This window comes from Lysinibacillus irui, from assembly GCF_028877475.1.
Classification (GTDB): domain Bacteria; phylum Bacillota; class Bacilli; order Bacillales_A; family Planococcaceae; genus Lysinibacillus; species Lysinibacillus irui.
In genome coordinates, this window is sequence record NZ_CP113527.1 from 3,261,197 (window position 1) to 3,287,880 (window position 26,684).

Consider the following 26,684-nt stretch of genomic DNA (forward strand, 5'->3'; position numbering starts at 1 on the left):
TATGCTAGGAGGTTTACTATGCTCAATTTAATATTTGTGTTCACGATAATCATATCATTTGTCTTCTATTTTTATTTTAAAACAAAACAGTTTCGTTCTCCATTACCGATTGCCAAGAATTGGTACAAGAGTAAAGCGAATATAGGCTTTGGTTCCTTCCTAGTGTTTTTTGGATTAAATCAAGCCTATCTATTCCCTACCTTGTATACATTTATTATTGTAGCAATTCTAGTCGTGCTCGGCATCTTTGTCATTTTAGAAAATACAAAAAAAGCACGCCATTATGGGCAATTTGTTGAAGAGGAATTTCGTATAAATCAATAATTATGTAACAAAGGGATGACCAAGCAATTGCTCTAGGCCATCCCTTTTTAATCGTTAACGTTCTAATAATTGGAACATCATCATTGCCTTACCGACAAGCATTTGTTGATTATACACTTCAAAATCCATTTTCACAAACTTACGACTCATATCTAATATTCGAGGCTTAACTGTAAGTGTACTTTCCATCTGTACGGGTTTAATGAAGTAAATCGTCATATTCTCGGCCACCGCATCTCCACGTTTGCGACGTTTTAATGCAAATGAACCTACCTCAGCTAATAACGTTGTAAAAGCACCATATGAGATTGCTCCGTATTGATTGGTCATTTGTGGCGTGACTTTAAATTCGACAATAAGTTCCTCATCACCTAATACCTTCATTTCATTTTTCACTAAATCATCAATTGTTTCACCATGCTGCGGCTGTCTTTGTGCTAGTTGTAGTGCCTTTAGTACATCCTGACGACTAATGACACCTTGCAGAATATTATCATCATCCACAATAGGTAAGAGGTCAATCCCCTCCCAAATCATCCTATGCCCTGCAGAAGCAACACTCATTTTCATGGAGCCAGCAATCGGATTTTTCGTCATAACTTTTTCAATAAGCTCGTTTTCTTCACGTCCAATGACGTCTTTTACAGTAATCATCCCGACAAGTTTATTTTGATGAGTGACAACTGGAAATGCACCGTGTGTTGTACGTTCATTCAGCTTCTGGAAATGATGAATTGTTTCATCATTCTTTAACGCAGCCGTGTCAGTCATTGGTACATAAATGTCTTCGATAAACAAAATGTCTTTTTTGATTAATTGGTCATAGATTGCTCTGTTAATCATCGTTGCAACTGTAAAGGTATCGTAACTTGTTGAAATAATTGGTAAATCTAATGAGTCTGCAAGCATCTTATTATCTTCTGTAGTATCAAAACCGCCAGTGATTAAAACCGCTGCACCTGCTCGTAGTGCATTTTCATGTGCTTTAATACGGTTCCCTACAATCAATAAGCTACCTGCATCTGTATAGCGCATCATGTCCTCTAGTTGCATTGCACCAATGACAAATTTCGTTAGCGTTTTATGTAGACCTGATTTTCCACCTAAAACTTGGCCATCGATAATATTGACAATTTCTGCAAAAGTCAAACGCTCAATATTTTCTTTCTTTTTTTTCTCAATACGAATTGTTCCAACACGTTCTATCGAACTTACTAAGCGGCGATTTTCCGCTTCTTTTATGGCGCGGTAAGCAGTCCCTTCGCTCACTTGCATTTCCTTCGCAATTTGACGTACTGAAATTTTATCGCCCACGGGTAGTGATTCGATGTATTGTAAAATTTTCTCATGTTTTGTAGACAAAATATCACCTATTTCCTAAGCTTCAATTCTGCTCTTAGTGTACCATATTTTTTATAAAAATATTTAATATAAAGTGAGAAAAAGTTTAATACTGCCCATCATTTCAACTACCGTCGTGGTGTCAATTTATTAGTACAGCAACCGTAAGGATTAGAAACAGTTTACTTTTTCACCCGCTTTTAAAATCTGAACCTCAGAATTTTGCACTAAATCTGCAAAAATTTGTGGATCTTGCTCGATTGGTGGGAATGTATTGTAATGAATCGGTACAACTATTTTCGGCTTCAAGAATGAAACTGCACAAGCTGCATCCTCTGGTCCCATTGTAAAATTATCTCCAATTGGTAAGAAGGCAATATCGATTGGATGTCGTTCACCGATTAACTTCATATCTCCAAATAGGGCCGTATCGCCTGCATGATAGATTGTTAATCCTTCAATAAATAATAAAATCCCCGCTGGCATGCCCATATAAATAATTTCATTATTATCTGTTACATAAGATGATCCATGAAAGGCTTGAGTAAACTTCACTTTACCAAAGTCAAATTCTTTAGCACCCCCGATATGCATTGGGTGTACTTTAACACCTTGCCAAGATAGCCAATTCGCTAATTCATTTGGAGCAATGACTAACGCATCTTTTTTCTTCGCTAGTTCCACCGTGTCTCCAACATGATCATTATGTCCATGTGTCAGTAAAATAATATCTGGTGTCTCCTCAGCAACGTTTAAATCTGTTTGTCCATTGCCATTAATGAAAGGGTCAATTAAAATTGTTTTCCCATTTGTTTGAATTTTGACAACTGAATGTCCATGATAACTGATTTCCATTTTTAAAATCCTCCCCGAATTATAAATTACAGTCCATCATTTTAATTCGCTACTCATGCGTATTTTCCCTTTTTTTGATATGCTTGTACAGAGAATAATCGTAGACTTCTCTAATAGACTTATACCCTGTTAGAGCACCATTATTCAGTACTAAGAAAGGCATCGACATTTTTTGTCGAAACCTTTTAACGTATCATTTCCCATGTAATAAAAGGAGGACATATTTATGTCAAAGGTTGAAGAAATCCAAAGTTATTTGCAGCAAAATCACATTGATGCAGCATTCGTAACAACACCTGACAATGTTTTTTACGTATCAGGCTTTAAAAGTAATCCACATGAAAGATTACTAGGGGTTATGATTTTTAAAAATGCTGAGCCTTTTCTAATTTGTCCACAAATGGAGATTCCAGATGCGAAGGCTGCAGGTTGGAATTACGAGGTTATTGGTCATCAAGATACAGAAAATTCGATGGACGTTCTTGCCCAAGCTATCACATCACGTCAAGTTAACCCAACTACGTTTGCCATTGAAAAAGCGCAACTAATCGTGGAACGTTTAGAAGCTTTACAACAATCATTCCCTCAAGCTAATTTTGTGCGCCTTGATGAAAAGATTAATGCCATGCGTGTAATCAAGGATGAAAGTGAATTAGAAAAATTACGTAAGGCTGCAGAATTAGCTGATTATGCAATTGAAGTTGGTTGCAAGGAAATCGCTGAAGGCAAAACAGAAATGGAAATTCTAACTGCGATTGAAAGTGCTATTCAAGATAAAGGGTGCAAAATGTCCTTTGAAACAATGGTATTAAGCGGTCCAAAAACTGCATCTCCACACGGGAAACCAGGAGCACGTAAAATTGAAAAAGGTGATATGGTACTATTTGACCTTGGGGTAATTTACGATGGCTATTGCTCAGATATTACGCGCACAGTTGCCTTCGGTGAACCTACTGAAGCACAAAAAGAAATTTATAATACTGTTTTAGCTGCCAACCAAAATGCAGTGGCAGCCGTCAAGCCTGGTATTCGTGCTATGGACTTAGATAAAATTGCTCGTGATACAATTACTGAAGCAGGTTATGGTGAATATTTCACACATCGCCTTGGGCATGGTCTCGGCATTTCTGTACACGAATTCCCATCCGTTACAGGCGCTAATGAAATGACAATGGAAGAGGGCATGGTCTTTACAATTGAGCCTGGCATTTATAAATCAGATGTAACAGGCGTACGTATCGAGGATGACGTTGTCGTAACAAAAGATGGCGTGGAGGTACTAACAAAGTTTCCGAAAGATTTAATCATTCTATAAGGAATACAAAAAAGGAAGCAACCTGTGTGCTTCCTTTTTCAATGATTTATTGAATTAATTCATCTACATTTACAAATGGCAGTCCTTGTGAATCTGCTACTGCTTTATACACAAGTTGTCCATCTAATGTATTGACACCTTTTTTAAGTGCCTCATTATCGAGACAAGCCTGCTTATAGCCTTTATTGGCAATTTGAAGTGCGTATGGAATAGTATTATTCGTTAAGGCAATAGTTGATGTACGAGGTACTGCACCTGGCATATTGGCTACTGCATAGTGTACTACACCATGTTTTACATATGTTGGATCATCATGCGTTGTCACACGATCAGATGTTGCAAAAATACCACCTTGATCAATCGCGATATCTACCACTACTGAACCAGCTTGCATTGACTGAATCATTTCTTCAGATACAAGCTTAGGTGCTTTTGCTCCTGGAATTAAAACTGCACCAATGACTAAATCTGAATTTTTCACTGATTCTGCAATATTATAAGGATTTGAGATTAGTGTTTGAACCTCGCGACCAAACAAATCTTCTAATTGGCGTAGGCGTTCTGGGCTTAAATCAATAACTGTCACATCTGCCCCCATACCAACAGCGATTTTTGCAGCATTTGTTCCTGCGATACCCCCACCAATTACTGTCACTTTTCCGCGTTGTACACCTGATACGCCTCCAAGTAAAATACCTTTACCAGCATGGTTTCTTTCCAAGAACTGCGCACCGATTTGCGTAGCCATTTTACCAGCTACTTCACTCATTGGTGTTAACAAAGGTAATGAGCCATTTGCTAATTGCACAGTTTCATAGGCAATCCCTACAACCTTTTTATTTAAAAGTGCCTGAGTTAATTCAACCTCTGGCGCTAAGTGTAAATACGTGAATAAAATTTGACCTTCATAAAAATAATCATACTCTGAAGCAACAGGTTCTTTCACCTTCATGATCATTTCTTGTGACCATGCTTCTTTAGCTGTTTGAACGATATGAGCACCAGCTGCAATGTAATCAGCATCCGTAAAGCTTGATCCTAAACCTGCTCCTGTTTCAATGTACACCTCATGACCTGCATGTGTTAAAGTAACAACTCCCGCAGGTGTCATTGCTACACGATTTTCATTGTTTTTAATTTCCTTTGGAATACCAATCTTCATTGTTTCCTATCCCCTTCCATAACTTAAGAAATAAGCATCATATATGTAACTATGAATTGATGCACCCCTTGCAATTCCATATTACCAAACAAATGCAAAAAAAGCTTTAACTAAAGCAAATACAAATAAAATTTATAACATTTCCAAAATACAAAATATTTAAACGATGAATTGGTTGAAAAACATTATATTTAGATAGCAAATTAATGAAACGAAAGGAACGTTAAAGAAGGCTATAGCTAATGCAAATTTAACTAGCAAAAAGACGTTTACACGCTGTAAATAGTGGGAATTAAGTAAGTAAATTTATTTGACATTTCTTCATGAAATGCCTTCACTTTTTCATAATTTTATTCCGGAAAGTATTTCCTTTAGAAAATCATTTGGTATAATCAACATATACAAATCAGGGAGGTTTTTCAAATGGCTAATCATTATAAAAGCATTGTTGTTGCAGTAGACGGTTCAAAAGAAGCTGAATACGCATTTCGTAAATCAATTGATGTTGCAAAACGAAACGAAGGTGCTGTATTAAATCTAGTAAATGTAATCGACACTCGTTCATTCGCTGCTATTGAGGCATATGATCGTTCTATTGCGGAACGTGCTCAAGCATTTTCTGAAGAACTATTAAATGGTTACAAAAAGCAAGCTGAAGATGAAGGCTTAACAAATGTGAATCTTATCATTGAGTATGGCTCACCAAAAAATATCATTACAAAAGAACTTTCTAAAATTGTAGATGCAGATTTAATTATTTGTGGTGCAACTGGTTTAAATGCCGTTGAACGTTTCTTAATTGGCTCTGTATCTGAAGCCATTGTACGTTCAGCTAAATGTGACGTACTTGTTATCCGTACACCAGAAAACTAATTCGCAATACATAAAAAGGTATCCTTCTAAAGGATACCTTTTTACTTCTATTGGAATCGTCAGGCTTACTTGCCCTCTTTCCACATTTTCACTTTTTCAAAGAATAATGCCAGAGCCTGTTTATTCTGCATATTTGGTACTTTTGCTAGTAGGACTTCTTTTGGCGCTTTTAATTCTTTCGCTTGCTTTTGTAAAATCACAATGCTTTTTTCTAATGTTTTATTGGCAAACATAGAGTCAGGTAATTGAATGATCGCCTGAATCCAAGCATGCTTTTGAATATATTTGTGTAGTTGCTTAGATTGTTCCGAATCGAAAAGATGAGAGGGCGCAAGGAAAAATAAATAGCCACCATCTTTTGTATAATTCATCGATTGTTCAATAAATAAATGGTGTGCATAACTCATTCCCTCAGACGGACATAGTTCATAGTTGAGTGCCACTTCTTCATTTGGATAATAGCCTACAGGTAAATCACAAACAACTGCATCAACTGGGTTTACCAATAAATCCTCTAAGGCATCTTGACGGTATAAAGAAATAGGCTGCTCTGTTAAGTCAGCAGTGGCCGCAGCAAGGCGAATAAGTAGTTCGTCCACTTCAACACCAGTCGCTTCCACTTTGCCATCTAATAGATTCATGACCGTCAGTAGTAAATTACCTGTACCTACTGCTGGATCCATGATTGAAATCTTTTCATTTTCAAGACGCTCTACAAAAATTTGTTCCACAAAATAGCCAACGAGTAAACCTAATGTATCTGGTGTCATTTGATGATTTGGCTGCGAACCTTTACGCATTCCTTTTAAAATGGCGATTTGAATAGCTTTACGAATATCCTCTTTTGTCGCACCCTGTTGTGAAAAATCAACTTCACCATCGAGCCATGCTTCTAGACCATCTAGTAACCCCTCTAACAGTGTTATATTGTGTTCTTTTTCGATTTTTTCGGCATGCTCATTAAGCAAACCAAATAATTTCTCGATATTTTCCATAGATAACTTCCTTTCACACAGAAAAGAGCCGTGACAAAACACGTCACAGCCCATTTGTCTAGTATTATCTTAGCCTAAAAGCAGCTCATTATGCTAGTGCTTTAACAGCTGCAACGGCCGCTTCATAGTTTGGATGATCTGTAGCTTCAGGTACATACTCAACATATGTCACTTTATTATTTGCATCCACAACGAAAACTGCACGTGTCAGAAGACGTAATTCTTGAATGTACACGCCATATGCTTCACCAAATGAAAGGTCGCGGTGATCAGAAACAGTTTGAACTGCATCAATACCTGCTGCCCCACACCAACGCTTCTGAGCAAATGGAAGATCTACGGATACTGTATAAATGACTACATTATCGCCTAAATTAGCTGCTTCTTCATTGAAACGGCGTGTTTGCGCATCACATACACCAGTATCTAATGATGGTACAACACTAAATAAACGAATTTTTCCTTCTGAATCTTTTAATGTTACAGGTGATAGGTCATTCGCTAATACTGTAAAATCAGGAGCTTGATCGCCCACCTTTACTTCATTTCCTACTAGTGTTACAGGACCATTTTTAAATGTTACTTGTGCCATATAAACGCCTCCTAATCATCATATGTACATAATATTACTAAATGAAGGGAATTAATTGCAACTAAGTTAGCTTACTTTATTAGAATGTGCTATTTAATAGGAAAGACTGCCTCACTATTATTTCGAGACAGCCTCTTGCTTACTATTCATTTTTTTCTTCTAGCTTGGCTAGTTCAGGTTTTTCCTCTTGCACTTGATTTTCTATCATCTCTTCTTGATTCAAAGAAGCTATAGGTACGACATCCTTTTCAATAAAGACTTTTTCGTGTACCACGGTTGTATCTGCAAAATAATCATGTAAACCCTGGTTTTCTGGTAGAATGACGACCAAAATATAAAGTGGCATAAAAACATTATTAATAATGCGGCCAATCCAATCACGGAATAACACATCTGACCATGTTAGCTTATCATGTTTTAATGAAATAACACGTAATCCAAAAACCATTTTCCCTAATGTTTGCCCAAAGAACTTTGTCATTAGCACAAAATAGCTATAATAGAGAATTGCCGTGATGAGAGAAATCGGCGCATACCAAACGGTGTCTGATAAGGACCAATCCATTAGATAAAAGATAGGATTGAAGAGTATTCCACCTACAGCAGATATTATGAAACCATCTAATAAAAATGCCCAAAATCGAATCCAAAAGCCAGCGGTTTTTAACGCATAGTTTGTAGGCTTTGCCGATTTTTCTGAGGTGTTGATAAGAAAGCCATTTTCCATAGAGGGTGAGCCCTGCATAACAATTTCATTGTTTGTCATTGTACTTCCCCCTTAGTATTCCCCATATAAATACATCATTTTAGGCGCACTGTAGTCCGTCATAATTTTCATTAGCATCTTTTCTTCCGCAGAGGGACCAAATATGGAGCCTATTTTCATACCAACATACGATTGCCAGCCTCCCATATCATATGCATACTCAAATAATGCAGCATCTTCAAGGCCATAATCTGCTCTTAACGCTGCGATAGCTGCTTCTTCATCCCCAATTTCATCAATTAAGCCTGCCTCAAGCGCTTTTGTACCACCAAGAATACGACCATCTGCCACTTTCTTCACGTCTGCTTCAGACATATTACGACCTTGCTCTACTATGTCCACAAATTCTTCATATGTTTCATTAATCATATCTTGCATCATGGCACGTTCCTCTGCTGTCACTTCACGCATTGGACTTAGCATATCCTTATGTTCACCTGATTTAAACGTTTCAAATTTCACACCAACTTTTTCAGCTAATGCTTGGTAGTTAATAGATTGCATAATAACACCAATCGATCCTGTAATTGTATCACGATGCGCAAATATTTTATCTGCAGGTGCTGAAATATAATATCCACCTGATGCAGCCATAGAATCCATAGATACATAAATTGGAATTTGACGTTCTTCTTTAATCTTTAAGAGCTTTTTATAAATATCTGCTGATTCTTTGACGCCACCACCTGGTGAATTGACACTTAAAACAATGCCTTGTACTGAATCATCATACAAAATATTATCCAATTGCTCTAGGAAAAATTGATGATCATAGGCAACTGGTTGCCATAATGTACTTGAGCCGATATCTTGAATTGTTCCATCTACCTTTAAATAAGCGATCCGCTTATCAAAATTATCTCCTTCAATTACATTTTCATATACATCTAAATTATTTCCTGCCATTAAACTATCAAAATTACCTAGGAAATCTGCTTTAAATAGAGCAAAAATGGTGTTAATCCCCAATGAAAATAATAAAAGAACACCTGCGACTACTAAAGCAACCCACCTTTTAACATTCATGTCTTTCCGCCTCCTTAACACGTAATACGAATGACTAGCTTTTTTGTTTCATTTTTTTGCAATCATATGCAAAAAGATTTATACTATTTATTTCCTCATAATACCTTACCTAAAAAAACAAAAAAAATCAAAGTCCATTGCCATTCTTGAACTTTGATTTTCGACATTATTTCCTAGGAAATGATAATTAGTGTAGTTGTTTTGCTTCTTGCTGTCTTAATTCAACACGTCGAATTTTCCCCGAGGATGTTTTCGGTAGCTCTTCCACAAATTCAATAGCACGCGGATATTTATAAGGTGCTGTCAATAGTTTCACATGATCTTGAAGAGTTCGAATAAGTGCTTCATCACCATTTTCAGCATTTCGAAGTACAACAAAAGCTTTAACAATATTTCCCCGAACTTTATCTGGGCTCGCAATAACAGCCGCTTCTTTTACAGCTGGGTGCTTCATCAAAGCATCTTCTACCTCAAATGGCCCAATTGTGTAGCCAGAGGATATAATGACATCATCTCCACGACCCTCAAACCAAAAGTAACCATCTTGATCTTTATAAGCACGATCACCTGTAATATACCACTCTCCACGGAATTGTAAATTTGTTCGTTCCGGGTCATTTAAATATTTTTTAAACAGTGCGGGAGTGGTGCGATGAACAGCAATATCGCCAACTTCTCCAACAGCAACAGGGTTACCGAAATCGTCTATAATTTCAACCTTATTGCCAGGAGTTGGTTTTCCCATAGAACCAATTCTAGCTTCCATTCCAACCATTGTGCCAACAAGTAATGTGTTTTCCGTCTGACCGTAGCCATCTCGGACTTGCAAATCGAAAGTCTTCGAAAATACGTTAATGACCTCGCTATTCAAAGGCTCTCCTGCTGATACAGCTTGACGAAGTGCCGTTAAATCGAATTCATGTAAATGTTCTAGTGCTGCCATAAAACGATATTCTGTAGGTGTGCAACATAAAACATTTATTTTAAATTTTTCGAGTAACCTTAGATAGGTAGATGCATCAAATTTCCCCTTATATACAAATGCAGTAGCGCCACTCCCTAATGTTGCTAGAAACGGACTCCAAATCCATTTTTGCCAACCTGGTGCTGCTGTCGCCCAAACAATATCATCTTCTTGCACACCTAACCAGTGTGGTGCTGTTGTTCGTAAATGTGCATAGCCCCAGCTATGAGTATGTACAGCTGCTTTTGGGTTTCCTGTTGTACCACTTGTATAAGCTAAGAATGCAGTATCTGTACTTTTTGTTGGAGAAGAACTTATGTAAGTTGTAGGTTGAATGCGCATTTTTTCTAAAAGTGGTTGCCAAGGTTCATGGGCCTTCCCTATAACAAATTGTTGCATTCCTTGTAAATTGTTCACCTGATCAAATTGATCAATATAAGGCTCGTAAGCAACAATTCCTTTAGCATTTGCATGCTTGATGCGATATTCAATGTCTTTAGTTCTTAGCATTTCTGAGCTCGGAATAATGGTTAATCCAGCTTTCAATGCTGCAATATATACAATATATGCTTCCACTGAACGAGGTACCATCACTAAAATCACATCACCTTTTGATAAACCTTGCATCGTGAATACGTGTGCAGCTTGATTTGCCCTGTCAAGTAAATATGCATATGTAATAAATTGTACATCCTTATTTTCCTCGTAAATAATTAATGCATTTTTTGTTGTATCTTGAGCATATTTTTCAATTTCATCTGTTATGTTATACCATTCTGGTGCAACTAAATCTTGTCTCTTCATGGCAAATGCCCCCTTTTGCTATGACACATTATAAAACTCTTTTTTCAGCATTTTCAATGGTTTGCGCTTAATTTTGGAAAAGTCATGACAACTATCATACTCTGCTATATGGCATCGGTCACATTTTGTCGATTGGTAAACTTGCTATTGAATACAATTGAAAAGTATGGTACATTTTGGTCAACTAAAAGCAAGATTGCAGGGGGACTCGTCAAGAGTTGAGAAGGTAAAACCTGACCCTTTGAACCTGTTAGTTAATACTGACGTAGGGAGCAATAAACATCTATTGATGAAAGGCTCTTTTTCGTGCATTTTTACACAAAAAGAGCCTTTTTTGCATGCTTACGTCCATCCATAAAGGAGGACTACGATGATATTTCAAACAATCCGTCAACAGCAACCACTGATTCATTGTATTACAAATTATGTGGTAGCAAATTTCCAAGCAAATGGTTTATTAGCAATAGGCGCTTCCCCGGTTATGGCTGATGATAGCCATGAGGTAGAGGAAATGGTAGCACTCGCTCAAGCCTTGTTAATTAACATCGGTACACTCAATGATCGAACTAAAGAATCAATGTTGTTAGCAGGCAAAATGGCCAATAAACTTGGAATTCCAGTCATTTTAGATCCTGTCGGTGCTGGTGCCACTACTTATCGAAAAGAAACGGTACGATACTTGCTTGAGGAAGTACATTTTTCGGTCATTCGTTGTAATGTTGGGGAACTAGCAGCAATAGCCAATGTTGACTGGCAACAAAAAGGTGTCGATAGTGGGAATGGCTCCATTGCTTTAGAAGAAGAGGCGATTTTATTAGCCCAACATTATCAATGCATTGTTATCATAACAGGAGAACGAGATTTTATAACAGATGGTGTGGATAGCCAATGGATAAATGGCGGGAATATGCAAATGACCGAGGTAACAGGGACAGGCTGTTTACTTAGTGCTATTTGCGGTGCCGCCTATATTGCAGGCCATAATCCATACAGACAATTAGCGGACACATTAACTTACTATAAAAAAGCTGCGGTACTGGCGTCAGCGTTTACATCAGATATTGGTGATTTCCAAATAGCTTTACTAAATGCTCTTTATCGCATATCGAAGGATGGTGAAGCTTCATGCATATTGTAACGACGATTGCAGGCTCAGATAGTGGTGGCGGTGCAGGCATACAGGCTGATTTAAAAACATTTCAGGAATTAGGGGTGTTTGGTACTTCAGTAATTACAGCTTTGACAGCACAAAATACAATGGGTGTGTCAGGAGTTTTCCCTATTGATCACTCCTTTGTTGAAAAACAATTTCAAGCTTTAATCGAAGATTTTTCAATTGCTGCAATTAAAACAGGGATGCTTTATTCCTCTGATATTATTAAAGCTATCGCACATATGATTCATAATCAAAACATCCCACTAATTGTTGATCCAGTAATGATTGCAAAGGGTGGAGAAAGCTTATTACTGCAAGAAGCTATTGAAGCAATGCGCTCTTCTCTACTACCACTTGCTACGATCGTTACCCCCAATATCCCTGAAGCAGAGGCTCTGACAGGGAGAAAAATACATGATGTTTCAGATATACGTGAAGTAGCTCAAGGTTTTTTTCAATTAGGTGTACATTGCGTCATTCTTAAAGGTGGCCATTTAGCAGATCCAAATTTTGCTATTGATTATGTATTTTTTCAAAACGGTAAATCTTTTTCTATGCAAACTCCACGTATTCAAACGTCCAATACCCATGGCACAGGTTGCACATTTTCAGCAGCAATCACTGCTTTTCTTGGTCAAGGTTTTGCGATGGATAAGGCAATTATCGAAGCTAAAAAATTTATTCAATTAGCAATTTTACATGATTTATCTATTGGTCATGGTTATGGACCAACAAATCATTTTGCTTATCAACTGCATAAGGATTCCTGTGAGGTGTTGATTTATGAAACGTGAGGATTTACAACTTTATTTTATTATGGGCACAAGCAATGTTAGTCATCAGAATCCCCTTCATGTACTAGAGAGAGCGTTGCAAGCTGGAATTACCATGTTTCAATTTCGAGAAAAAGGTTCCCATGCATTAACTGGATTTGCCTATGAACAATTTGCACGTCAATGTCAAAAACTATGTCAACAATATAACGTTCCTTTTATTGTCAATGATGATGTCGAACTTGCATTACGACTTGGTGCGGACGGTGTTCATATCGGACAAGATGATTTACATGTTAGCATAGCACGTAAAAAAATTGGTAATATGATTCTTGGTGTTTCTGTGCATTCCCAGGACGAACTAGAAACAGCCATTATCCATCAAGCAGATTATGTAGGTATTGGTCCGATTTTTGCAACAACTTCAAAACGGGATGCACAATCACCATGTGGTACAAATTTTTTGCAGCAAGCTCACAATTTCTATCCTGAATTACCAATTGTAGCGATTGGTGGAATTAACCCTACCAATGCATACGCCGTATTTCAAGCTGGGGCAGATGGTATTGCTGTTATTTCAGCTATCTGTGAAAGTATAGATATTAAGCATACAGTAAATACGTTAAGGTCTGTGACACGCATAAATGGTTGATTTTTAAACAAACTAAAACCAGTGCCTTTTTACGGTCACTGGTTTTAAGTTTATAAATGCTTAGTCAGCATTTATTGGTTGTTGTTTGGCATACCTTTTAATTGAGATTCTGCCATTTGTACAAGACGTTTAGTGATTTCACCACCAACGGAACCGTTGGCACGAGCTGAAGCTTCAGCTCCTAATTGAACACCAAATTCTTGTGCAATTTCGTATTTCATTTGATCAAGTGCTTGTTGTGCACCAGGCACTGCAAGCTGGTTTGAACTGCGGTTGTTGTTTGAAGCCATGTCTCTCACCTCCTTGTGAATATAGAATGTGCGATATTAGATTTTTAATACAAAAATTTTAGAGGTAAATTGTACCTCTAATGGCATAGATAAAATAACATAAAAAAGCCGTCTCAAAATTGACTTTGAAACGGCTGTAGATACCTTATAATAGATCTGCAAACTTATCTTGTTGCTGTTCTTCTTTTTTAGGGAAAATGTAGACCTCTCGATTTTTTACTGCTCGCTCGATGAGTTCATCAAAATCAGAGAAGCTTTCATAATGCTCTACCTTTTCAAGCTTTGGCTTTGTTTTTGGGCTGGCAGGTGTAAATATTGTACAGCAGTCTTCAAATGGCTGAATAGATGTTTCATATGTGCCAATTTTTTCTGCAATATCGATAATTTCTAATTTATCTGTTGAAATCAATGGTCGTAAAATAGGCGTATTCGTTACAGCATTGATAGCCGTCAAGCTTTCTAGCGTTTGACTTGCTACTTGTCCCAGACTTTCCCCTGTCACAATTGCAAGAGCTCCTATCTCTTCACGTACTTGATCAGCCACCTTTAACATCATACGACGTGTTGTTGTCATCGAAACATTAGAAGGTACTTTTTCTTTAATAAGTACTTGAATTTCAGTAAAAGGAATGACATGTAATCGAATACTAGCACCAAATTTCGTTAGTTCGTTTGCAAGTACCTTTACTTTCTCTAATGAGTTTTGACTTGTATATGGTGGACTAAAGAAGTGAATTGCTTCTAAACGTACGCCACGCTTCATCATTAAATAACCTGCGACAGGACTATCAATTCCACCAGATAGCATTAATAACGATTTTCCATTCGATCCTACAGGCATCCCACCCGCACCTTGAATGACCTGCGCCATCATATACGTTGCATCATGACGTACTTCTACGCGCAGCTCAATATCAGGCTGCTTTACTTTGACAGATAAATTTTGAAATTGTGGTAAAACATAGCCACCAATTTCACGTTGGATAGCATGCGATTCTAAAGGAAATGATTTATCAGTTCGTTTCACTTCTACCTTAAAAGTATGTTGCTCATCTTTAAATGTCTCCATTATTGTAATAGCAAGCTGCTTCATACTTTCCATATCTTTTTCACATGCAGCAACAGGGCTGAATGATTGAATACCAAAAATTTTAGGTAATCCAGTAATTAGCGTCTGCATTTGTTCTTCACTTTCAATAGCAATAAACATACGGTCACGTTCTGTACGAATATGAAGGTGTCCTAAATCCGCAAAAGCATGACGAATGTTCTCACGCAATCTACGGATAAAATCCATTTTATTACGACCTTTTGTTGAAAGCTCGCCATATCTAATTAGTATTTCTTTCCAAATCATTACATTATTTCTCCTTTAAGTTCCATTATTACTTCTGCTAATACTTGTTTCAATTGTTCTATATCTTCAACTGTGTTATGTGCTCCAAAACTAATACGAATGACACCCTTTTTATAATGCTCATCCAGGTGTAGAGCTTCTACCACATGACTTGTTTTCGTTTGCTTAGATGAACAAGCACTTGAGGTTGACACAATGATGCCACGTTTTTGCATGGCATTAATAATGACTTCCCCTTTTAAATCACGAACACTAAACGATAAAATATGTGCAGCTCCCTGTGGAGTCGATAAAATATGCACCGCTTCGCCGTATCCTTCTAGCTGAGCACGAATTTCATTCTGCCATTGTCGGTATTTAGTAGCTCGATCTTTCATCGTCTCAACAGCTAATCGAGCCGCTTTTGCTAAAGCGACTGCTTGCGGAACAGCTACAGTTCCACTACGCAATCCAAATTCCTGACCTCCGCCAAGGGCATATGGCTGCCATTTTAATTTTTTACGGAACGCTAATACACCTGAGCCTTTAAAGCCGTGAATTTTATGTCCAGAGATGGAAATACAGTCTGGTCCTTCTTCTCCTTTGAAGGAAACCGCTAATTTTCCAAAGCTTTGAACTGCATCCACATGAAGGAATGCCCGACTCATTTCATGAATTATTTTAGCTGCTTCATAAATAGGTTGGACAGCACCCATTTCATTATTTACATGCATGATGCTAACTAGTATAGTATCTTTGCGAATTTTAGTACGTAGATCATCTAATGAAATGACACCATCTTGATTAACGTGAAGGTATTCAACATCATAACCCTCTTTTTCGAGTTGTTTAACTGTTTCCAAGACAGATGGATGTTCGATTTCAGTCGTTAAAATATGCTTTCCTATATGCGTATTACTATGTGCTATTCCAAAAATAGCTGCATTATTTGACTCTGTACCACCTGAAGTAAATAGCACATTTTTTGCCTCTGTTTGCAAAATATCTGCTACTTGCTCCCGCGCACGCATTAATAAATCATTTGATTCAACTCCCATGGCATGGATAGATGCTGGGTTGGCATAATACTGCTCATTCACAGTCATAAATGCCTGCATAACCTCTTTTAAAGGTTTTGTTGTAGCACTATTATCTAAATAAATTGTATTAACCATAATTTTTCACACACTTTCAAAACGTTGATTTAACGGTATTTATCATAACGCAATCTTTGGCGATTGACTACTAACTTTAACGATTCTTCCATTTTTAATTGGTACTTCACTCTTTTTTCAACATCGTGACAAAAGCTATGGGTGTGCAAAATTCCATATCTTTGACAAAACCGAATTTTTCATAAAGATGGATTGCTCGCTTATTAAATTCGGCAACAGTTAAACGAAGTGGGTGATGATGTTCTTGTTGGATGGTACTTAAAATAAACGCAAAAAATGCTGTACCATATCCTTGACCGGTTAGATTAGGATTCAAACCGATCCCTATATCTATACAATCTTCTATATATGCTTTAAACTCATGTCCTTTTGGAACTTGTGCCGCGGTACCAATACAATAGAAACCGATTATTTCCTCTAGCTCATTCACAATAGCATAGTACGGATTTTCAAGCATTTCTTGTAAGGATTCCTCAGTTAAGTCATTATTATAAAAATTGTATGGGGATTCATAATGCCAGTTTAAAATTTCAATTGCATACTTTTCATTCATTTCTTGTATTAACATTTTCAACCGTACCACACCTTTTCTCTATACTAAAAAGAAAGCTGTCTAAAAAGTAATCGCTATACTTTTTAGACAGCTCAAATGTTGAATTATTTTGACATAGTCTCTTCTGCTACCAATTCTTGAATACGTTTTAAAGCTCCTGGCTCCATTTCTTCCACAGCTGTTCCTGCATCTTCTAATGCTTTCGCATAACGGAATTGATGAAACGCCTCTTCCGCTTCTTTTAATCGCATATTTAATTTTGGATTTGTTGCACGATGTCGATTACCGTACTGAATGATGCGCTCAATTAGCATGACATTTTCTATTAATTCATGTGCCTTTACTTTAACTTCCTCTACACAAAGAGTTGCTGCGTTTAAATTATTATGAACTGTACCCATATTCAGTGGTACTTCTTGTAGGCTTTGCATGACAACATAGATGTGCTCTGCTGCCTCATCAAGACGTGCATCCATCTCCTCAGGAATTCCTGGGATATTAGCCTTGTTTAATAAACGATCTGTATCTTGTAAGATTTTCTTTAAGTTCTCAACTTGAGCACGGGCTTTATTTTCATCAATTCGAAGTTTCTTCATTGTATTCGATAGATGTTCTTGTTCCTCGTGAATTCGTTCAAGCTCTTCACTAATTTCGATTAATTCTTCCTGCAAACTTGAATAGGCCGATTTTTCCTCTCTCACACGCATAGCTAATAAATCGTAGCGACGTTGTAGTGCTTCTAATTGCTTTAATGCCGCTTTCGGAATTTCAGCATCTTTTTCGTTTAAATGATAGCTTTGCTGTACATATGTCGCTTCATCACTAACTAACTTTGTTGAAGAGATAACATTGGTGATTGAACTTAATAAACGATCGCAATTTTGATCAACATAATTTTTAGCAATAACCTCTTTTTCAAGTAAATCATAAAAGTGATCGATTTCTTCATTTATTTCTGTCACACGAGGTTTTACCACTGTTAGATTAAGATCCGCTAAATCATTTTTTAATGTATCAAACTCTTTTTCATACTTATTTAATGCATCTGTTAATTCTAGATGTTGTAGATAGTAGGATTGTTCTTCCATTTCACGTTGACCATTACGTAATTCTTGAACCGCTCCTGGAAGCTTAACTTGTAATTCAGTCAAAATGGTTGGAACATCATTAATAAATTCGAATGTTTGCTGTGATTCTTGATTTAAACTAATAACAATTTCTCGCGCTTGCAAGTAATTCCCTTCATTTGTCAGCACATCAAATTCTTCAAACTTTTCAACAAAAGCCTCAAGCTTTTTCTCAAGTGCAGGTAACGCTACACCAAATGAGTGTTGATGAGCAAGCAATGTCTTTCTTGCAGAGCGATAGTATTCCTTTAATTGTTCAATTTCAATTCGATTTTTTTCTTCGCTGCCAATTAATTCATTCAATTCTTCTAAAATATTATTTTTATCTTGGTCGCATTTTTCAATGTAATCCTCAATTTCACGTTCTATTAACGTCGCCTTTTTAAAGCGCAGTCGATTTATTTGATCCTCAGCATCAAATAGAAGTGAATCAATTTTAGTCATATGTACATCGATGACCTCATCCCACGTATTGCGCCATCGTTCAAACATTTCTTCCGTTTCACCGTTCATGTTTAAAGATTTTACTTTTGAAATTTCTTCATTTATAGGATTATGTTGAATTTGTAATTTTTCATTTTCAAGTTTTGCAATAATTGCAACGTGTTTTCTTCGCATCATAAACCCTACTATGGCTAAAATTAATAGTAGGATAATCGGAATGATGATATACTCCATCGTAAGCCTCCTATTCTACAATAAACGAATTGGCTAGTTGTATTTATTATATACTATGTTTTCGCCTTTTGTACTAAAATTTAAGTGTTTTTCAGAAAACTGTATTTTCGCTATTGTGAAATATATAAATAGCGTATCTATAGAGCTAAAGGAGTGGTAAATTATGAAACGTGATGGGCATATACATAGTCCTTTTTGTCCACATGGCAGTTCGGACACTTTCGTGCAATATATTGAAAAAGCAATTTCTCACCGATTCACAGATATAACATTTACAGAACACGCCCCATTACCCAACAATTTTGTCGATCCTACTCCGCAAAAAGATAGTGGGATGAAGCCAAATGATCTCATGCCATACATTGAGGAATTGCAGAGACTACAAAAACAATATGCACAAGATATTCGCATCCGAATTGGGCTAGAAGTTGATTATATCCCTGGCTTTGAACAAGAAACTCGTGAGTTCCTTAATACATATGGACATTTTTTAGATGATGCCATTTTATCAGTCCACTTTTTAAAATGGCAAGATTCCTTTGTATGTATCGACTTTTCTCCGGAATGCTTTATGGATTTTTCAAAAAAAGTTGGCTCTGTTGAACGGGTTTATGATTTATATTATGATACTGTCTTACAATCGATTATGGCTGACCTTGGCCCATTCAAGCCAAAACGGATTGGACATCCATCACTTATTCATAAATTCCAGCTGGCACATAACGAAAATATCGATGATGCTCCAAGAATCAAAGAAGTATTAGACAGCATGAAGTGTGAAGGCTATGAACTAGATGTAAATAGTGCAGGTTTAAGTAAACAATATTGTCAGGAACCTTATCCACCATTTGCCTTTATCAACTATAGTCAAGCTATTGGACTACCCTATGTATTTGGTTCGGATGCACATTGCGCCGAAGATTTACATCAACATCATAATGTTATATTACCAATATAAATAAATTTTAAACGAGGTGCTTATATGTTTACACAAATTAATTATGAAGGATCAATTACTGACCAATATCTTACATTATCAAAACAATTGGATGCACTACTAACTGGTGAAACTAATCAGATAGCCAATTTAAGTAATGCCTCTGCACTTTTAAATCAGTTTTTAACAAACATTAACTGGGTTGGCTTTTATGTGTTACAGGAAAATGAGCTTGTGCTTGGGCCATTCCAAGGTCTTCCTGCCTGTGTTAGAATTCCGATTGGTCGTGGGGTTTGTGGAACGGCTGTAGCAACAAGAGAAACAATCGTTGTTAAAGATGTCCATGATTTTCCTGGCCATATTGCCTGTGATGCGGCCTCACAATCAGAAATTGTAATACCACTGATCAAGCAAGGCGAAGTCATTGGTGTTCTTGATATTGATAGTCCTATCGTGAATCGTTTTTCAGCGGAAGACCGCGATGGCTTAGAGCAATTTGTCCAAACCCTACTTCTTCATCTATAAATATCAAAAATTACCCTGAAATGTTTTAAATTGTCATTTCAGGGTAAACTTTATTATAACCATTTACATTTTACTTTATCAACTTTATAGATTTGTTTGATAAGAACCATCATGAATGCAAAAGCGATTTTTTCCACTATTTTTCGCTTCATACAAGGCAGTATCAGCATGTAAGAAAACAGATTGGAATGCTGGTCGGTCTCGTTCATCCCATGTTATGAGACCCGCAGAAATAGTTACTTGAGGATCTGTGGCACTGGGGATGATCTCCACAATAGTTGATGCCAATTCTAAAGCTTCCTTCTCGTTAATATTAGGTACATAAACGGACATTTCTTCTCCGCCCCACCTTGCACAAATACCACGACTACCAATAGTTTCTCTCAATTGGACTGCAATCTGCACAAGAATTTTATCCCCCACCTGGTGACCATACGTATCATTGATGCGCTTGAAATTATCAATATCAATTAACAAAAACATACCTGACTGATCGTATTCAAGCGATTTTTCTACAAATTGATCAAGGTAACTTCTAGCATAAAGTTTCGTGAGGTGATCCAAATCGACCATTTCCTGAAGCTGTGTGCGTAAAATAGAGTTCGCAATGGCTAAAGATGAGTGGTGAATTAACGATTGCATTAATTTAAAACTGTCGAATGAAAAGAAATATGGCTCTTTATGTAAGACAATACTAAAACCATTAATCTTTTCTTCCATTAAAATAGGAATCGCCATAATTGATCGATACTCAATTTGACGAGGAGTTAAACGGCTGAAATCGGCTATAAACAACGGGTCATTCGTTTGAGTAAAATGTTTTTCAACATGTTTGATATACGTTCTACCCTCTTCCGAACTAAACAACGAGGTACTCGCACCTGTTACCTCAAATGTATCATTTTTTTTAAAAGCGAAACAAACTTCCATTGGTTGAAAAGATTTTAGTAATTGCTTTTGTAGGAATAATAACATTTCATGAATGTCAATCCTCATATTTAAACGATGTGAAGTTTCATTGATGAGTTGTAAGTCACTTACGAGGCGATGCGATTGATGATATAATTTTGCATTTTCAAGTGCATTCCCTGACGCCTGCGCGAGCATCCGTACAAAATCCTTTTCAGTCGTTGAAAATAGATACGTAGTGGGGGCACTTACTTGCAAAATACCATAGATGGCTTGCCTGCCTTTTATAGGTGCATTAAGCAATCGACAATTTAAATCACTCGCTAGCTCTGTCGTCAACTCTCCTGATACAAATGCTTCGATTGTAGCAGGCCTTTCTGATAAATAATCAAAAAGCTTAATATCGATAGTCGTGTGTCGGTCTTGATCATTCGATAAAATAAGCTCAACATTAAAATCCGGAAAATTATCCCTTATATTTTTTAAAACGTTTTCTAAAATTAAATCAATATCCATTGTTGAATGAAATAAATCAGTCATGTTATATAGTTTTCTATATTGATCTTCGTTTATTTTTACATCAAAATTATCTCTTATCATTTGAAGAACCTTTGAAAGTATTTCAATACATTCTTCACCGTATTCCGAGGTCATGAAGTCTGTCCAAGTCTCTGTCGCCTCGACAAGTAATACACCAATGGGATGTTTGCCCTCTACTTGAAAAAGCACCATATCTGTCATCTTTGAATAGGCCTGCCGTGCTTTTAATATATAAGGAATTTCCACTACTTTTTGTTGGTAAAAACTAGCTTCGATCATCAGCCATGACACAGCATTTAGCTTTGTTTCAATTGTTAATGAAGCCATCTCCTCAATAGGGATTAAAGAATTACCCTCAAAACTGAGAAAAGCAGCATTATCAATTTTCAAGTGCTTCTTTAGACACTGTTTTAATGAATAAAAATACCCATTATAACTAGTTTGTTCTTCATTCGAACTCACCCAAAAGCTCAAAACATCAGATTTTATATATTTTAGCATTTGTAAATGGTCTGTCATGAAATCACCTTTTCTATATAACGTCCAAATCAATTACTATTAACTTATAATATATTATACATAATTTGTGTCATTTTGACTATGTAATTCTCCCTTACTTTTACAATTTACATTACACAGCGCATCATTAACTATTTCCATTTCATTTAAAATCGTTAGTGAGGAATTTCCTACTATATTTTTTTGTTAGTAAAATTTTAAATGTTAATAATTGACGTCCTTGTCCTAAACAGTTACAATGGAGGTTGTGTAAAATAAACGCAGCAGTGGTATAAGCTTATGACTGTATTTTATTCCTCTATTTTCTTATGTACGACTACTTAGATTCTCAACAGTTGAAAATTAGATGGTGTATTGCGTAACCTAACGGCTGCATAGGCGAAAATACATGAAAATAAAATGCGCATAAGAATGGGTACTACTGGTTTTTGTTTTACAACAAAAAAACCAAATTTAAAGGAGGAGACAACAATATGTCTCGTTATACAGGTCCATCTTGGAAATTATCACGTCGTCTTGGTATCTCACTAAGCGGTACAGGTAAAGAAATCGAAAAACGCCCTTACGCACCAGGTCAACACGGTCCAAACCAACGTAAAAAATTATCAGAATACGGTTTACAACTTCAAGAGAAGCAAAAACTTCGTCATATGTATGGTATGAACGAACGTCAATTCCGTACTCTATTTGACCGCGCTGGTAAAATGAAAGGTGTTCACGGTGAAAACTTCATGATCCTTCTTGAAACTCGCCTTGACAACTTAGTTTACCGTTTAGGTTTAGCTCGTACTCGTCGTGGAGCTCGTCAATTAGTTAACCACGGTCACATCTTAGTAGATGGCAAACGCGTTGATATCCCATCATACAGCGTAAAACCAGGTCAAACGATTTCTCTTCGTGAAAAATCTCAAAACCTTGCTGTTGTTACAGAAGCAATCGAAGTAAACAACTTCGTACCTGACTACGTAACATTTGATGCTGACAAAAAAGAAGGTACATTCACTCGCCTTCCAGAGCGCTCTGAATTATCAGCTGAAATCAACGAAGCATTCATCGTAGAGTACTACTCTCGTTAATCTTTTTGATTTGTCAATCAACGATTTTATAAACCCCCGAAACGATTTGTTTCAGGGGGTTTTTTCGTTATTTAATTAAAAGTTGTTTGTACATGACTGATAAACTAGCACTATTGTATTTTTCAGCTACCCATTCACCTTGCTTTTGCACATTACTTCGCCTCAAAAAATCCATAACCCTTTTTAATGATCCATAATAGTTATTAAAGTTGATTGCGAAGTTCTTCTCATTAGTTGTTTTTTTCGTTTTATTCTCAGAAGCAGTTAGATAAAGAAATGTTGTTATGATCCCTGCTGTTGGGGAAACAAGAAATTTCTTCCCTTGCGCAACTTGGATATATCCTTAAAAATGAGTGGATTGACAAGTGCATCTTCTGTCGTATGCATAAGAACGATTGGCCAAATACTTTTCGTTAGTAGATAAATCTCTGTGTACATAACTGTCCAGAAAATCATCGTGACAATCCCTACTATCGCAAATAACCACCTGTTAACCGGAAGTACACTGATTATGAAGTGTCTCCCTTAGGTTGCCCTGGAATAAATCTGTCTACCAAAACACCCAACCAACCACATACAAGCACGATTGCTATAAAAATAATTATGTTTCTTTTAGCCCTCACTTACAATGGACCTCCTCATGATGAAGAATTAAAAAAGTGTATGGACCAAGGTGTTTGGGATGCAGAGCAAGATGTTAGGCTATTCCTTGGAAAGAATACCAACATGTTAAAGCTAGTGCACCTAAATGACATATACTTAACCTCACCCATTCATCGAAAATTTTTTCACTGAAATATTATTCAGCAAAATTTCAATTAACTCTGTTAAAAACAATTAAATTTTCACTATATAGCTGTATAAGCTTAAACAAATATTATTTTTCTCCAATTTGTAGTATCACCACAAAATGTGACAGCTTTATGTACTTTAAAATAGTATTACACCTTTCCAAAATAACATTATCACTACCATTATAATAAAAACAAAATATCAGTTATTTACTATTCTAACAACTCCTAAAATAGAACCGTTTTCCAAAAAATATATTTTATTTTTATAGTAAAATATTTATGAACCATATCAATTTCAATATTCTTATACAAAACACATCCAACATACTCTATAAACAAGTTAACTTTTTTGTAAAATAATAACATGAATAAAATTAACAATTTTAATAAAAATACGAGTTGAACTTTTACAAAAAATAGAATACGATGAATTCCGAAAGGTGGTACACCATCATTCAAGCAATAATAATTTTTAAAAAGGGGTTGGAAATATGTCAGACGTTCTAAAGCAATTTGTTATGCCGAAAACAAACTTATTTGGACCTGGAGCAATTCAAGAAGTTGGTAAACGCTTAAATGATTTAGAAGTGAAGAAGACATTAATCGTAACAGATGAGGGCTTGCACAAATTAGGTCTCTCTGAACAAATTGCAAATATCATTACAGCTGCTGGAATTGATGTAGCAATTTTCCCTAAAGCAGAACCAAATCCAACAGATCAAAACATTGAAGAGGGCGTTGCAGTGTATCATGCAGAAAGCTGTGATTCAATCGTTTCTCTTGGAGGAGGTAGCGCTCACGATGCAGCAAAAGGTATCGGACTTATTGCTTCGAATGGTGGACGCATTCACGATTATGAAGGCGTTGATCAATCACAAAATCCACTTGTGCCATTAATTGCGATTAATACAACTGCTGGTACTGCTAGTGAAATGACTCGTTTCACTATTATTACGGATACAGCAAGAAAAGTAAAAATGGCCATTGTTGATAAACATGTGACACCGTTACTTTCCATTAATGATCCTGAATTAATGATTGGTTTACCTCCTGCACTAACAGCAGCTACTGGGGTTGATGCACTAACACATGCTATTGAATCATTTGTTTCGACAAATGCAACCCCAATTACGGATGCTTGTGCAGAAAAGGTACTTCAACTTATCCCTGAATACCTTCCTCGTGCCTATGCAAATGGTGGCGACTTAGAAGCACGTGAGCAAATGGTTTATGCTCAATTTTTAGCTGGTATGGCCTTCAATAACGCTTCACTTGGGTATGTCCATGCAATTGCTCATCAGTTAGGCGGTTACTACAATCTACCTCATGGTGTATGTAATGCTATTTTATTGCCACATGTTTGCCGCTTCAATGTAACTGCACGTACTGAGCGATTTGCTCGTATTGCTGAGTTATTAGGTGAAAACGTGGATGGTTTAAGTAAACGTGATGCTGCTGAAAAAGCAATTACAGCCATCGAAAAACTATCAAAAGATTTAAATATTCCTAGCGGCTTCCGTGAATTAGGGGCAAAAGATGAAGATATTGAAATCTTGGCTAAAAATGCAATGTTAGATGTTTGTGCTGAGACAAATCCTCGTAAAGCAACATTAGAGGATATTAAACAAATCATCACAAATGCAATGGGGCCTGTAGCGAAAAAAGAGGAGTCCCTCGAAGCAATCGCACTTTCTTAATGAGGGAATCAAGGTGGAGAAACATTGTTTTCTCCACCTTTTTTTATGAGTTTGGCATACATGATATTGTCTACACTAAAAACTCTCGTTATACTTTTCTTAAAAAGAATAGGAGACCGTTATGCGATTAATTTCAATTTGTCCTAGCAATACAGAGCTTGTCGCCTATTTAGGACTGACTGACCAGCTTGTTGGAGTGGATGATTTCTCCGATTGGCCATCAACTGTAAAAGATTTACCACAACTTGGCCCAGATTTATCAATTCATATGGACTCTTTAGAGGCATTAGCACCCGATCTTGTCCTTGCTTCCTTAAGTGTGCCTGGTATGGAAAAAAATATCGAGGAATTACAAAAAAGAAATATCCCTCATATTGTTTTTAATGCCAACTCATTAGAGGAAATCGCACAGGATCTACTGACCCTTGGGAGAGCCTGTGATGTAGAAGAACGCGCCAAAGTAATCATGGATGAATACTTACAATCGATTAAAGAGATGCGCTCTATTGCACAAACGATTGCCAAGAAACCTAGCGTCTATTGGGAATGGTGGCCTAACCCTATTTTTACACCTGGAAAAATAAATTGGCTAACAGAAATTAGTGCAATTGCTGGAGGAGTCAATCTATTCCAAGATGTAGAGTTAGCCAGTGTTCAAACAAATTGGGCTGATATCATTAAGCGAAATCCCGACTACATTATGATGGCTTGGGTAGGTGTAGCTTTTGAACGGATACAACCAGCCATTTTATTAAAACGTCCACATGCCCAAGAGCTACATGCCATTCAAATGGAACGTCTTCATGTGATGGAAGAATGGCTTTATTGTCGCCCATCTCCTCGTCTTATTGAAGGTGCTATAAAGCTTGCTAAAATGCTACACCCTCAAGAATATGAGCATATAGAACATCCAAGTTTTTTATAGGAAGA

At 36.7% G+C, this 26,684-nt stretch carries 26 protein-coding genes and 1 riboswitch; of the genes, 11 read left to right on the forward strand and 15 right to left on the reverse strand.

All coding sequences use genetic code 11. The annotated features are described in order from the left end of the window. The first annotated feature begins 18 nt into the window (after positions 1 to 18). Positions 19 to 324, forward strand: coding sequence for a YtpI family protein (locus OU989_RS16420; protein WP_274794075.1), 306 nt, complete (start codon positions 19 to 21; stop codon positions 322 to 324). A gap of 54 nt (positions 325 to 378) precedes the next feature. Here OU989_RS16420 and OU989_RS16425 read toward each other — a convergent pair whose 3' ends face one another. Both OU989_RS16425 and OU989_RS16430 read right to left on the reverse strand, forming a co-directional pair. Continuing rightward, complete coding sequence (locus tag OU989_RS16425; protein ID WP_274794076.1) at positions 379 to 1,686, reverse strand: DRTGG domain-containing protein; 1,308 nt, start codon at positions 1,684 to 1,686, stop codon at positions 379 to 381. Between the two features lie 150 nt (positions 1,687 to 1,836). After that, positions 1,837 to 2,520, reverse strand: a complete 684-nt coding sequence (locus tag OU989_RS16430; protein WP_274794077.1) for a metal-dependent hydrolase — start codon at positions 2,518 to 2,520, stop codon at positions 1,837 to 1,839. A gap of 226 nt (positions 2,521 to 2,746) precedes the next feature. Between OU989_RS16430 and OU989_RS16435 the strand changes: the two genes are divergently transcribed. After that, complete coding sequence (locus tag OU989_RS16435; RefSeq protein WP_274794078.1) at positions 2,747 to 3,835, forward strand: M24 family metallopeptidase; 1,089 nt, start codon at positions 2,747 to 2,749, stop codon at positions 3,833 to 3,835. A 46-nt stretch (positions 3,836 to 3,881) separates the two neighbouring features. On the opposite strand, the gene ald is transcribed toward OU989_RS16435, so the two are convergent. Further along, positions 3,882 to 4,997 (reverse strand): alanine dehydrogenase, encoded by a 1,116-nt coding sequence (gene ald, locus OU989_RS16440; RefSeq protein WP_274794079.1) that lies wholly within the window; start codon positions 4,995 to 4,997, stop codon positions 3,882 to 3,884. A 423-nt stretch (positions 4,998 to 5,420) separates the two neighbouring features. Here ald and OU989_RS16445 point away from each other — a divergent pair, with 423 nt between their 5' ends. Next, entirely contained in the window at positions 5,421 to 5,870 is a 450-nt protein-coding gene (locus OU989_RS16445) for a universal stress protein (RefSeq protein WP_274794080.1), read from the forward strand. A gap of 65 nt (positions 5,871 to 5,935) precedes the next feature. Here OU989_RS16445 and OU989_RS16450 read toward each other — a convergent pair whose 3' ends face one another. The 5 genes from OU989_RS16450 to mbcS all read right to left on the reverse strand — a co-directional run bounded on the left by OU989_RS16450 (position 5,936) and on the right by mbcS (position 11,017). Further along, positions 5,936 to 6,865 carry a class I SAM-dependent methyltransferase gene (locus tag OU989_RS16450; protein WP_274794081.1) on the reverse strand — a complete coding sequence of 310 codons (930 nt, stop codon included), beginning with the start codon at positions 6,863 to 6,865 and terminating at the stop codon, positions 5,936 to 5,938. 88 nt (positions 6,866 to 6,953) lie between these two features. Continuing rightward, positions 6,954 to 7,457, reverse strand: coding sequence for a thiol peroxidase (gene tpx / locus OU989_RS16455; RefSeq protein WP_274794082.1), 504 nt, complete (start codon positions 7,455 to 7,457; stop codon positions 6,954 to 6,956). Between the two features lie 142 nt (positions 7,458 to 7,599). After that, positions 7,600 to 8,223, reverse strand: a complete 624-nt coding sequence (locus OU989_RS16460; protein WP_274794083.1) for an RDD family protein — start codon at positions 8,221 to 8,223, stop codon at positions 7,600 to 7,602. Between the two features lie 12 nt (positions 8,224 to 8,235). Then, positions 8,236 to 9,249 carry a signal peptide peptidase SppA gene (gene sppA / locus OU989_RS16465; RefSeq protein WP_274794084.1) on the reverse strand — a complete coding sequence of 338 codons (1,014 nt, stop codon included), beginning with the start codon at positions 9,247 to 9,249 and terminating at the stop codon, positions 8,236 to 8,238. Between the two features lie 187 nt (positions 9,250 to 9,436). Beyond that, complete coding sequence (gene mbcS, locus OU989_RS16470; protein WP_274794085.1) at positions 9,437 to 11,017, reverse strand: acyl-CoA synthetase MbcS; 1,581 nt, start codon at positions 11,015 to 11,017, stop codon at positions 9,437 to 9,439. A gap of 190 nt (positions 11,018 to 11,207) precedes the next feature. Next, positions 11,208 to 11,306: riboswitch (TPP riboswitch) on the forward strand. A gap of 81 nt (positions 11,307 to 11,387) precedes the next feature. Between mbcS and thiM the strand changes: the two genes are divergently transcribed. The 3 genes from thiM to thiE are packed head-to-tail and all read left to right on the forward strand — an operon-like array spanning position 11,388 to position 13,598. Then, positions 11,388 to 12,155 carry a hydroxyethylthiazole kinase gene (gene thiM, locus OU989_RS16475; RefSeq protein WP_274794086.1) on the forward strand — a complete coding sequence of 256 codons (768 nt, stop codon included), beginning with the start codon at positions 11,388 to 11,390 and terminating at the stop codon, positions 12,153 to 12,155. Beyond that, positions 12,143 to 12,967: a bifunctional hydroxymethylpyrimidine kinase/phosphomethylpyrimidine kinase gene (gene thiD, locus OU989_RS16480; protein WP_274794087.1), complete on the forward strand. Its 825-nt coding sequence runs from the start codon at positions 12,143 to 12,145 to the stop codon at positions 12,965 to 12,967. The genes thiM and thiD overlap by 13 nt, the downstream gene beginning before the upstream one ends. Beyond that, positions 12,957 to 13,598 (forward strand): thiamine phosphate synthase, encoded by a 642-nt coding sequence (thiE, locus tag OU989_RS16485; protein WP_274794088.1) that lies wholly within the window; start codon positions 12,957 to 12,959, stop codon positions 13,596 to 13,598. Before thiD ends, thiE begins: the two co-directional genes overlap by 11 nt. A gap of 71 nt (positions 13,599 to 13,669) precedes the next feature. On the opposite strand, the gene OU989_RS16490 is transcribed toward thiE, so the two are convergent. The 5 genes from OU989_RS16490 to ezrA form a co-directional block, all read right to left on the reverse strand. Continuing rightward, positions 13,670 to 13,888, reverse strand: a complete 219-nt coding sequence (locus OU989_RS16490) for an alpha/beta-type small acid-soluble spore protein (protein WP_274794089.1) — start codon at positions 13,886 to 13,888, stop codon at positions 13,670 to 13,672. 145 nt (positions 13,889 to 14,033) lie between these two features. Beyond that, on the reverse strand, positions 14,034 to 15,245 hold the full coding sequence (thiI, locus tag OU989_RS16495; RefSeq protein ID WP_274794090.1) for a tRNA uracil 4-sulfurtransferase ThiI: 1,212 nt from the start codon (positions 15,243 to 15,245) through the stop codon (positions 14,034 to 14,036). Beyond that, positions 15,245 to 16,399, reverse strand: a complete 1,155-nt coding sequence (locus OU989_RS16500) for a cysteine desulfurase family protein (protein WP_274794091.1) — start codon at positions 16,397 to 16,399, stop codon at positions 15,245 to 15,247. The genes thiI and OU989_RS16500 overlap by 1 nt, the downstream gene beginning before the upstream one ends. A gap of 106 nt (positions 16,400 to 16,505) precedes the next feature. Continuing rightward, positions 16,506 to 16,967 carry a GNAT family N-acetyltransferase gene (locus OU989_RS16505; RefSeq protein ID WP_312506649.1) on the reverse strand — a complete coding sequence of 154 codons (462 nt, stop codon included), beginning with the start codon at positions 16,965 to 16,967 and terminating at the stop codon, positions 16,506 to 16,508. A gap of 89 nt (positions 16,968 to 17,056) precedes the next feature. Beyond that, complete coding sequence (gene ezrA, locus OU989_RS16510) at positions 17,057 to 18,757, reverse strand: septation ring formation regulator EzrA (protein ID WP_274794093.1); 1,701 nt, start codon at positions 18,755 to 18,757, stop codon at positions 17,057 to 17,059. 163 nt (positions 18,758 to 18,920) lie between these two features. Between ezrA and hisJ the strand changes: the two genes are divergently transcribed. Together hisJ and OU989_RS16520 are read left to right on the forward strand one after the other, a co-directional pair. After that, positions 18,921 to 19,715: a histidinol-phosphatase HisJ gene (gene hisJ / locus OU989_RS16515; RefSeq protein ID WP_274794094.1), complete on the forward strand. Its 795-nt coding sequence runs from the start codon at positions 18,921 to 18,923 to the stop codon at positions 19,713 to 19,715. Positions 19,716 to 19,739: 24 nt separating this feature from the next. Further along, positions 19,740 to 20,219, forward strand: coding sequence for a GAF domain-containing protein (locus OU989_RS16520; protein WP_274794095.1), 480 nt, complete (start codon positions 19,740 to 19,742; stop codon positions 20,217 to 20,219). An 84-nt stretch (positions 20,220 to 20,303) separates the two neighbouring features. On the opposite strand, the gene OU989_RS16525 is transcribed toward OU989_RS16520, so the two are convergent. Next, entirely contained in the window at positions 20,304 to 22,187 is a 1,884-nt protein-coding gene (locus OU989_RS16525; RefSeq protein WP_274794096.1) for a sensor domain-containing diguanylate cyclase, read from the reverse strand. Positions 22,188 to 22,660: 473 nt separating this feature from the next. Between OU989_RS16525 and rpsD the strand changes: the two genes are divergently transcribed. Next, on the forward strand, positions 22,661 to 23,263 hold the full coding sequence (gene rpsD / locus OU989_RS16530) for a 30S ribosomal protein S4 (RefSeq protein WP_274794097.1): 603 nt from the start codon (positions 22,661 to 22,663) through the stop codon (positions 23,261 to 23,263). Positions 23,264 to 23,545: 282 nt separating this feature from the next. Here the strand turns inward: rpsD and OU989_RS16535 are convergent, their stop codons facing one another. Next, on the reverse strand, positions 23,546 to 23,719 hold the full coding sequence (locus OU989_RS16535) for a hypothetical protein (protein ID WP_274794098.1): 174 nt from the start codon (positions 23,717 to 23,719) through the stop codon (positions 23,546 to 23,548). An 829-nt stretch (positions 23,720 to 24,548) separates the two neighbouring features. Here OU989_RS16535 and OU989_RS16540 point away from each other — a divergent pair. After that, on the forward strand, positions 24,549 to 25,754 hold the full coding sequence (locus OU989_RS16540; RefSeq protein ID WP_274794099.1) for an iron-containing alcohol dehydrogenase: 1,206 nt from the start codon (positions 24,549 to 24,551) through the stop codon (positions 25,752 to 25,754). Between the two features lie 121 nt (positions 25,755 to 25,875). After that, on the forward strand, positions 25,876 to 26,679 hold the full coding sequence (locus OU989_RS16545) for a cobalamin-binding protein (RefSeq protein WP_274794100.1): 804 nt from the start codon (positions 25,876 to 25,878) through the stop codon (positions 26,677 to 26,679). The last annotated feature ends 5 nt before the right edge of the window (positions 26,680 to 26,684 follow it).